The organism is Microbacterium sp. B24, assembly GCF_000333415.1.
Lineage (GTDB): Bacteria > Actinomycetota > Actinomycetes > Actinomycetales > Microbacteriaceae > Microbacterium.
Map to the genome: position 1 here is coordinate 1 of NZ_BADB01000347.1, position 7,260 is coordinate 7,260.

Annotated in this window: 7 protein-coding genes and 1 pseudogene; 1 reads left to right on the top strand and 7 read right to left on the bottom strand. The window is 71.6% G+C overall.

The genetic code is table 11. The features are described from left to right. Positions 1–1,044 (bottom strand): LLM class flavin-dependent oxidoreductase (locus tag I5I_RS09000; RefSeq protein WP_306305735.1); only part of this gene is annotated, 1,044 nt, incomplete at its 3' end. Between I5I_RS09000 and I5I_RS09005 the strand changes: the two are divergent. Then, positions 934–1,737: pseudogene (locus tag I5I_RS09005) on the top strand (stealth conserved region 3 domain-containing protein); the annotation flags it as partial. The gene I5I_RS09000 and the pseudogene I5I_RS09005 sit on opposite strands and share 111 nt — an antisense overlap. Here the strand turns inward: I5I_RS09005 and I5I_RS09010 are convergent. From I5I_RS09010 to I5I_RS09035, 6 genes are all read right to left on the bottom strand, one after another. After that, positions 1,673–2,596 carry a phosphodiesterase gene (locus I5I_RS09010; protein ID WP_036318471.1) on the bottom strand — a complete coding sequence of 308 codons (924 nt, stop codon included), beginning with the start codon at positions 2,594–2,596 and terminating at the stop codon, positions 1,673–1,675. The pseudogene I5I_RS09005 and the gene I5I_RS09010 sit on opposite strands and share 65 nt — an antisense overlap. Before the next feature lie 108 nt (positions 2,597–2,704). After that, positions 2,705–3,550: a 16S rRNA (adenine(1518)-N(6)/adenine(1519)-N(6))-dimethyltransferase RsmA gene (gene rsmA, locus I5I_RS09015; RefSeq protein WP_036318473.1), complete on the bottom strand. Its 846-nt coding sequence runs from the start codon at positions 3,548–3,550 to the stop codon at positions 2,705–2,707. 55 nt (positions 3,551–3,605) lie between these two features. Then, entirely contained in the window at positions 3,606–4,184 is a 579-nt protein-coding gene (locus I5I_RS09020) for a hypothetical protein (RefSeq protein WP_036318483.1), read from the bottom strand. 153 nt (positions 4,185–4,337) lie between these two features. Then, a complete protein-coding gene (gene hemL, locus I5I_RS09025) occupies positions 4,338–5,648 on the bottom strand; it encodes a glutamate-1-semialdehyde 2,1-aminomutase (protein ID WP_036318476.1) in 1,311 nt (436 codons plus the stop codon). Further along, positions 5,645–6,640 carry a porphobilinogen synthase gene (gene hemB, locus I5I_RS09030; protein ID WP_036318478.1) on the bottom strand — a complete coding sequence of 332 codons (996 nt, stop codon included), beginning with the start codon at positions 6,638–6,640 and terminating at the stop codon, positions 5,645–5,647. The genes hemL and hemB overlap by 4 nt, the downstream gene beginning before the upstream one ends. Next, the coding region (locus I5I_RS09035) for a uroporphyrinogen-III synthase (RefSeq protein WP_036318486.1) at positions 6,637–7,260 on the bottom strand (624 nt) is incomplete at its 5' end. The genes I5I_RS09035 and hemB, both read right to left, overlap by 4 nt.

A 7,260-nucleotide genomic window follows, 5' to 3' on the forward strand; every position in this document is an offset into this window, starting at 1 on the left:
CAGCAGCACCCCGTCGTTGCCCCACTCGCCGAGTTCTTCGACGAGATCGGCAAACTCTTCGGCCGTGCCCACGAAGCCGGTGCGGTCCGAGATGCGACCCGCCCGTGACAGCGCGGTGAGGTGGGTCCGCAGTGGCGCGGTCGCGGCATCCCGGTCGCCGATGAGTCGACGGATGGATCCCTGCGAGACGTGTTCGGCGAAGATGCCTTCCGGCAGCGGAGCATCCAGATCGAGGACGGTGAGGTCGGTCTCGAGGTCGCTCGACTGCCGTTGGGCGATCGCACGCAGAGCGGCGTCGTCGGGGTGCGCGGAGGCGGCGACGACCCGGTCCGCCTCCTCCGCCGACGAGACGATCACCGGCTGCAGCGCGAACAGGATCTTGACGTCGGACGGCGCCCGCCCGCGCTCCGCGGCGGCGGCGTGGATCTTCGCGCGGTAGGCGCGCACGCTCTGCTCCGTCAGCGGCGCGAGCGCCAGTTGGATGTCGGAGTTCGCGCCCGCGAAGCCGAGCCCACGCCCCGACCCTCCGGGTGAGGCGATGACGGGTTCGCCGCGCCGGAACGGCACGGCATTGAGCGGGCCGTCGAAAGCGAAGTACTCGCCGCGGTGTCGCACCGGATCCAGTTTCGTGCCGTCGGCGTAGACGCCGGTGGCTGCATCGCGCACCAGCGCCCCCTCACCCCACGAGTTCCAGAGGGCGCGGATGCCGTCGAGCCACTCCTCGGCGCGATCGTAGGCCGCGTCGTGGCTCAGCTGTGGAGCGCCACCGAAGTGGCGGGCGCTTCCGGTGTCGGTCACGACGTTCAATCCGAGCCGGTCGCCGAAGCACTGCGGAAGTACTGCCTTCCTCGGTCGGAGCCGCGAGTACCAGGGGGACACTTTCGAAGGCGCCGCCGTCGCGAAACTCGCGGTCATAATCTCGGCGGTCCGCACGCCACCGACTCGCCGCAGCCTGCATGGCTGCGGGAGCATCCGCGGGTCACGGTCGTTCGCAGCGACGAGTTCTTCGCCGATCCGTCGGTGCTCCCCACGCACAACTCCCATGCCGTCGAGGCGCAACTCCACCGCATCGACGGGCTGGCCGAGCACTTCCTCTACTCGAACGACGACATGTTCTTCGGCCGCCCCGTGACGGCGGAGATGTTCTTCACCGCGGGGGGCCTCACGAAGTTCGTCGAGTGCGACGTCCGCATCGGATCGGGCCCCACGCGCACGGAACGGTCCGGACACGACAACGCGCTGCGCGTGAATCGGGAGCTCCTGCGCGAGCGGTTCGGTCGCGTGATCCTGCGCGACCTCGAACACTGTGCGGCACCGATGCGGCGAAGCGTGGCCGCGGAGGTGGAGCGCGAGTTCGCCGACGACATCGCGCGCACCGCGGCATCGCGCTTCCGCAGCGCGACCGACGTCTCCGTGACCAACAGCCTGTATCACTACTACGCGCTCATGACCGGGCGGGCGATCGCGACGACCGAGCCGCGCGTGCGGTACGTGCAGACCACGATGGCGTCGGCCCTGAAGAAGATGCGTCGACTGGAGCAGCGCCGCGACGCCGACATGTTCTGCCTGAACGACGGCGGCGAGACGGAGGTGCCGGAAGAGCTGCGGGTGCGGATGCTCCGCGACACGCTCGAGCGGATGTTCCCGGTCCGCGCCCCGTGGGAGCGTCCACTCAGCGGCGCACGAACACCGGACGTGTCGGCGGGGCCGACGGCCGCTGCACGCCGACGCCCGTGATCCCCGCCTCCGCGAGGAGGCGCTGCGCCGTCTGCGGGTCGGTGTACTCCATGACGCGTGGCACATCGACGGGGACCACGGAATGGACCACCGTGTCGTCGTACACGTGGACGAGGTTGTAGGACTGCGCACCGTCCTGCGGGCGGGTGCCGCCGACCGGCACGGTGAGATCCTGTGCGTAACAGGTCGACGAGGCGACGGAGACGGGGATGCCGGCGAAGGTCGCGAACGTCGAGTAGTGGAGGTGCCCGGCGATGATCGCACGGACGTCGGTGCCGCGCAGCACGCGAGCCAGCCGCGCCTGATCGCGAAGCTCCACGCTCGCCGCGAGCGCGAGCACGCTCGGCACAGGCGGGTGATGCATGGCGAGGATCGTGCCCAGCGGCGCCGGGGTGGCGAGCACCGTGGCGAGCCAGGCGAGCTGCGCTTCGCTGATCTCGCCGTAGTGGTGCCCCGGCACGGACGTGTCGAGGGTGACGATGCGCAGGCCGTCGAACTCGTCGACGCGGTCGACCGGGCGCAGGTCGGCATCCTCGCTGTCCCACAGCTCGCGACGGAACGCGGCGCGATCATCGTGGTTGCCCATCACCCACACGACCGGCGCCTCGAGGCGCGCGGCCACGGGTTCCACCATCGCGCGCAGCGTGGCGTAGGCGGCGCATTCGCCGAGATCGACGAGGTCTCCGGTCACCACGATCGCGTCGGGGCGCACGCCCGACGCTTCGATGCCGGCCAGCGCACGAGCCAGGTGCTCCTCACCCGACACGCGGTCCCAGATACGCGAGCCCGCCGCGCGCAGATGGGTGTCACTGAGGTGGAGCAGAACCCGTTCGGGAGCAGGATGCTCGGCCATACGCATGGGCGCAATGTTACAAGCATGTTTCGTGACGGCGCGGTGAACAGGACGCGACATGTCGCCGACCGACGGTCAGCGGGTCACGGCGAGGCCCGGCGCGCGCACCGGTGCTTACCGAAGCGTGCGGGCGATCGCGACGAAGTCCGCGATCGTGAGCTGCTCGCCACGCGCCGTCGGGTCGACGCCTGCAGCCTCCAACACCGCCGACGCGGTGCTCGACGATCCGCCGAGCACCGGTGCCAGCGCCTGCCGCAGCATCTTGCGGCGCTGCTGGAAGGCGGCATCGACCACCTGGAACGTCGCGCGGCGCAGAGCCTCGTCGCCGCGCGGCTCGGGGTCACGACGGAACCCGACGAGCACGCTGTCGACGTTCGGCACCGGCCAGAAGACCTGCCGAGAAACGGTGCCGGCCAGCCTCCACGGACCGTACCAGGCGGCCTTCACGCTGGGCGCGCCGTAGACCTTGGATCCCGGCGGGGCGGCGAGCCGCTCCCCCACCTCGGCCTGCACCATCACGACACCGCGCTCGAGACCCGGGAAGGTCTCCATGAAGTGCAGCAGCACCGGAACGCTCACGTTGTACGGGAGGTTCGCGACGAGCACGTTCGGATCGCCCGGAAGAGCGGTGACGCGAAGGGCGTCGGCATCCACCACCGTCAACGCGCCCTCGGCGACGCCGTGAGACGCAGCGGTGGCCGGCAGACGCTCGGCGAGGCGATGATCGATCTCGACCGCGGTGACCGCCGCGCCCGTCTCGAGGATCGCCAGCGTGAGCGACCCGAGCCCGGGGCCCACCTCGACGACACGGTCGGTGGCCGCCACCTCCGCGACATGCACGATCTTTCGCACCGTGTTGGCGTCGACGACGAAGTTCTGACCGAGCTTCTTCGTCGGGGTCACGTCGAGGTCGGCGGCGAGCGCACGGATCTCGGCGGCTCCGAGCAAGGTCACGGGCATGCGCTCCAGCCTATCCGGCGGCGCCGCCGGCTCGAGGGACGCCGCGATCGCCCCTCTACGGGACCCAGTAGCCGACGGCGCAGAGCAGGCGCGTCTCGTCGTCGGCATCGGCCGGTGCCTCGATGGCGGGAGGGAACACGCCCCACTGGCGCCACTCGTCCGCGAACGTCACGACGTGCTCCTCGAGACCGGCGATGAGCTCCGGCGACAGATGGAACGGGATGCCGAGGTGCTTCGCGATCTGCCATGCCTGGAACGCCCGGTAGGTGGCCAAGTGCGCGAGGCCTTCGGCGGCGGGGTAGTCGCCGTAGCTGAACCGGAACGTGTCGGCGTAGCCGCCGGCGCGAACGGCGGCGGTCGCGGCGTCGTTGCGCGCGTCGTAGGCGCCGATCGGATCATCGCCCAGCAGATCGACCCCGCGCAGGTCGTCGCCGTCTGCGGACGCACGGCCGCGCAGGACGTCGGGCACCCACGCCTCGTCGTAGGTGTGGGCCTGCAGGATGTCGCGGAACGTGGGGTCGGGGGTGGAGGTCCAGTCGGCGGGCGCCGACCGGGTGAGATCGGCCGGATCGATCCGATCGATCACGTCGCGCAGGGCGGCGTCGGAACGCAGAAACAGCTCGTCGGTGTTCATGGTCGACACGCTAGAGGGATCCTCCGACACGGCTTCGGTCGGGCTCGCCGCTGCCGTCGCCGGCGCCACCGAGACGTCTCGTGCCGGCGAGATGTCGCAGATCGCAGACGGGATGCCGCGCCGCGACCCGCGGCATCCCGCGCTCGCGAAACCCTACGCGGACGCCGCGGCGCGGGCGGCCGCGGGCAGGGCGTCGACGATCTGCGCCACCGCGGCATCGTCGTGCGCGGCGGTGAGGAACCACGCCTCGAACGCCGACGGCGGCAGCGAGACGCCGGCATCCAGCATCGCGTGGAAGAACCGGCCGTAGGCGGCGGTGTCCTGCTGCTGCGCTGTCGCGTAGTCCGGCACCCCGCCGACGACTTCGGCGCCGAAGAACACGCTGAACAGGGTTCCCGCCCGCTGCAGCACGTGGGGCACCCCGGCCGCAGTCAGCGCCGCCGTCGCCGCACGGGCGACCGCGTCGGCCGCCGCTGCCAGCCGGGAGTACGCGGAGGCGTCGGCCAGACGGAGCGTCGCCAGGCCCGCGGCGACCGCGACGGGGTTTCCGCTCAGCGTGCCGGCCTGGTACACCGGCCCCAGCGGGGCGAGCATGTCCATGACGTCGGCGCGGCCGCCGACCGCGGCGACCGGCAGTCCACCGCCGATGACCTTTCCGAAGGTCACGAGGTCGGGTACGACCTCCTCCCCCGCGTCCGCGAGCACCTGGGCGTAGCCGCCCGGTGCGGCGCGGAAGCCGGTGAGCACCTCGTCGCTGATCAGCAGGGCGCCCTCGCGTCGGCAGAGATCGGCGACGAACGTCGAGAATCCGGGTGCCGGCGCGACCACCCCCATGTTCGCGGCCGCGGCCTCGGTGATCACGGCGGCGATCCGACCGGAATGCGCGGCGAAGACCTCCTCCAGCGCGGCACGGTCGTTGTACGGCACGACGAGCGTCTGCGCCGCGACGGCCTCCGGCACACCGGCAGAGCCCGGCAGTGCGAAGGTCGCCAGCCCCGACCCGGCGGCGGCGAGCAGCCCGTCGGAGTGACCGTGGTAGTGACCGGCGAACTTGATGAGAAGGTCCCGTCCGGTCGCGCCGCGCGCCAGTCTGATGGCGGTCATCGTCGCCTCGGTGCCGGTGGAGACCAGTCGGGCCTTCTGCACGGCCGGCACCCGTCGCACGATCTCCTCGACGAGCTCCGCCTCGGCCGGCGTCGGCGCCCCGAACGAGAGTCCGCGCGCGGCGGCGGCCTGGACGGCGGCGACGACCTCGGGATGAGCGTGACCGAGCAGCGCTGGCCCCCAGCTGGCGACGAGGTCGACGTAGCGGCGGCCCTCGGCATCCGTCACATACGCCCCCGCGGCCTCGACGAGGAAGCGGGGCGTCCCACCGACCGAGCCGTAGGCGCGCACGGGCGAGTCCACGCCACCGGGGATGACCGCGCGGGCGCGGGTGAACAGGGCGTCGTTGGTGTCGGTCATGCGAGTGCCCGTCCCTCTCGGAGCCAGCCGGCGACCTCGATCGCCCAGTACGTCAGAATCGCCTCGGCGCCGGCGCGGCGGATGCCGAGGATGCTCTCCCCGATCGCACGCTCACGGTCGATGACCCCGGCCGCGGCAGCGTGCTCGATCATCGCGTACTCGCCGGACACCTGGTAGGCCCAGACCGGGACGGACGACACCGCCGCGACCTCGGCGAGCACGTCGAGGTACGGACCGGCGGGTTTGACCATGACGATGTCGGCGCCCTCGTCGATGTCGGCGAGAGCCTCCTGCACCCCTTCGCGACCGTTGGCGGCATCGAGCTGGTAGGTGCGACGGTCGCCGGTGAGGGTCGACTCGACGGCGTCGCGGAACGGACCGTAGAACGCGGAGGCGTACTTGGCGGAGTACGCGAGGATCACGACGTCGCTGCGGCCCGCGGCATCCAGAGCCGCACGGCAGGCGGCGACCTGGCCGTCCATCATGCCCGACAGTCCGAGGACGTCGGCGCCGGCTTCCGCCTGGGCGAGCGCCATCCGCGCGTACACCTCGAGAGTCGCGTCGTTGTCGACCGATCCGTCGGCGGCCAGCACACCGCAGTGGCCGTGGTCGGTGAACTCGTCGAGGCAGAGGTCGGCCTGCACCGTCAGACGCCCCTTCGCCGCCGCGGCGGCCACGGCGATCGCACGGTTGAGGATGCCGTCGGGATCGGTCGCGCCGCTGCCGACGGCGTCGCGGACGGCGGGCACACCGAAGAGCATGATGCCGCCGATGCCGGCCTCGGCCGCCTCGTCGACGACGGCCGCGAGCTGCGCGAGCGGGTACTGCTGCACCCCCGGCATGCTCGCAATCGGCTGCGCCTCGGAGATGCCCTCTTTCACGAACACCGGAAGGACGAGCCGGCGCGGACTCAGGTCGGTCTCGGCGACGAGGCGTCGCAGGGCGGCACTGCGGCGCAGACGACGCAGGCGACGGACGGGAAACGCGGTCATCGGATGACCTCCTGGAGTCGGGGAAGGGTGTCGAGCTCGGCGATGAGGGCATCGATGCTCTGTGTGCGGGCGGTGTGGCCGACGACGAAGCCGAGGCGCTCGGCGTCGCGGGTCGTTCCCGGACCGATCGAGGCGACGAGGGTGGATGCCGGCAGCACCCCGACCTGGCGGCGCAGTTCGCGCCCGACGCTCAGTGAGGTCAGCAGCACGACGGCGACGCGTCCGGCAGCGAGATCGGCCGCCACGTCGGGGGCGAGATCGATTCCCACCGTGCGGTAGCCGATGCAGACGTCGACGGCGAAGCCGCGCAGCTCCAGCTCGTCGCTGACGACGGCGCCGGCAAGGTCGGAGCGCACCACGAGGCAGCGCCCGGTCGAGCTCGCGCTGTGCGCTGCGCACCACTGCGCGATCATGGTCTGCGCCGATGAGCGGCCCAGCGGCACGAAGTCGACGTTCGCGCCCAGATCGGCGACGGCGCGCGCGGTGGCCTGGCCGACCGCCGCGATTCGCAGCGACGTCGGCAACGTGCGTTCGCTCGCCGACAGGAAGACGGCGATCTGCTCGACGCTGGCGGCGCTCGTGACGAAGACTCTAGAGGATCCCCGGGACCGAGCTCGAAT

Bases quoted from the DNA above. Each gene is read 5' to 3' on its own strand.
- I5I_RS09010 (WP_036318471.1), bottom strand. From the start codon at position 2,596: ATGCGTATGGCCGAGCATCCTGCTCCCGAACGGGTTCTGCTCCACCTC.
- rsmA (WP_036318473.1), bottom strand. From the start codon at position 3,550: ATGCCCGTGACCTTGCTCGGAGCCGCCGAGATCCGTGCGCTCGCCGCC.
- I5I_RS09020 (WP_036318483.1), bottom strand. From the start codon at position 4,184: ATGAACACCGACGAGCTGTTTCTGCGTTCCGACGCCGCCCTGCGCGAC.
- hemL (WP_036318476.1), bottom strand. From the start codon at position 5,648: ATGACCGACACCAACGACGCCCTGTTCACCCGCGCCCGCGCGGTCATC.
- hemB (WP_036318478.1), bottom strand. From the start codon at position 6,640: ATGACCGCGTTTCCCGTCCGTCGCCTGCGTCGTCTGCGCCGCAGTGCC.